The sequence below is a fragment of the Tahibacter caeni genome, from assembly GCF_024609805.1.
GTDB classification, from domain to species: domain Bacteria; phylum Pseudomonadota; class Gammaproteobacteria; order Xanthomonadales; family Rhodanobacteraceae; genus Tahibacter; species Tahibacter caeni.
Genome location: NZ_JANFVR010000592.1, coordinates 1 through 1,578, shown reverse-complemented (window position 1 = coordinate 1,578; position 1,578 = coordinate 1). Strand labels below are relative to the sequence as shown.

Here is a 1,578-nt window from a genome sequence, read left to right as displayed (position 1 = left end):
CCTGGGCCGCGGCGCTCGAGCAGGCGCGCGCGCTGGCCGGCGAGCGGCCGATCCCCGAGGCGCTGAACCGGCCGCCGGCGCCGGCGAAGGTGCGCGGCGTCACGTTCTGAGGCGCTGATAGCGGTTTTCTACCGGTTTGCTAGCGAAGCGGCATGGCGCGCGGGAACCGGCCCGCCACAGTCGGGACTTCCGATCGTCACCAGCCCGTCATCCTGCGGGGATGCGGCCCGGACGGTCATTCCCACCGCCAGAGGTCGAGACCATGCACGCCGTACTCCGTACCGCCGTCCTGTTGTCACTTGCCGCCGCCGCGCCGCCCGGGCCGGCACAGGCCGCGGGCGCCGCCGCGCTGCAGCACGTCACCGTGCCGCGGACGCCGACCACCTGTTCCGCCGACGGGCTCTGTCTCGAGGTCACCGTCGGCCCGGCCGATCCGGCCGACCTCGGCGCCTGCGCGACGACGACGAGTCTGACCGCGACCGTCGGCGATCCGATCAGCTGGTGCTATACCCTGACCAACCAGTCGGACCAGACCCTGGCCTGGCACAGCCTTGCCGACAGCCTGCACGGCAACGTGTTCGCGCAGCAGGCGGCGACCTTGGGTCCGGGCCAGAGCCTGCGCCACGTGCTGGTCGAGCGCGCGGCCGCGATCGCGGCCGGTCCGCTGCAGGCGAGCTGGAGCGCGAGCATCGAGCAAGCCCGCTACGACGTCGACGACACCCAGCCGATGAACTACGTCGACGCGAGCACCGAACCGGCGCTGCCGATGACCGGCGGCTTCGCGTCGGGCCGCAGCCAGGCCGTGCAGCTGCCGTTCTCGTTCGACTTCTTCGGGGTGACGACGGACCGGCTCTGCGTCGGCCACAACGGCGCGATCGAAGTCGGCAGCTCGGTCTGCGCGGTGCCGGGCTCCCTGCTGTTCCCGTCGCCGTATCTGAACGCCGTGATCGCCCCGGTCTGGATGAGCTTCGATCCGGCCCGCGGCAGTCTGTACACCAAGACGCTCGGCGAGCCGGGCCAGCGCCGCTTCGTCGTCGAATGGAAGGACCTCGCGCTCGGCTTCCCGGTCATGGAGGGCTATACCTTCGAAGTCGTCATCGAGGAGGCGACCGGCGCCATCGTGTTCCAGTACCTGAGCACCGGCTCCGGCGACGGTTCCTGGGGCAACAACGGCGACGGCGCGGTGTCCGGCCTGCAGCAGAGTCCGAGCAGCGGCCAGATGTACTCGCAGTTCGCGCCGACCCTGACACCGGGCAAGGCCGTGCGCTGGACGCCGGCCGTGCAGCCGCGCCACAGCGTCGCGACGACGGCGGACTTCGACATCGGCGCGCCGCAGCTGCTGCTCCCGATTCCGGCGATGACCGCGTTCGCCGGCACCGGCATCTCGATCCAGCAGCCGCTCGTGATCGGCAACATCGGCAACCGCACGCTGGACTGGACCGCCGGCGAATACCCGGCCGCGGGCTCGCCGCTGCGTCAGTTCAAGCCGCTGCCGGCCGCGGCCGACGGCCCGGCCGACGCGGGCCGCGCGACCGTGCAGCGCACCCTGCCGCTGCCGCTGCGTCCGGCGCAGCCCCT

At 72.2% G+C, this 1,578-nt stretch carries 1 protein-coding gene; it reads left to right on the top strand.

Annotated elements, in window-relative coordinates; genetic code table 11:
* Positions 1-262: 262 nt before the first annotated feature.
* Positions 263-1,578, top strand: a 1,316-nt coding sequence (locus NON22_RS24100) for a hypothetical protein (RefSeq protein ID WP_257389523.1), incomplete at its 3' end; no start/stop codon positions are given.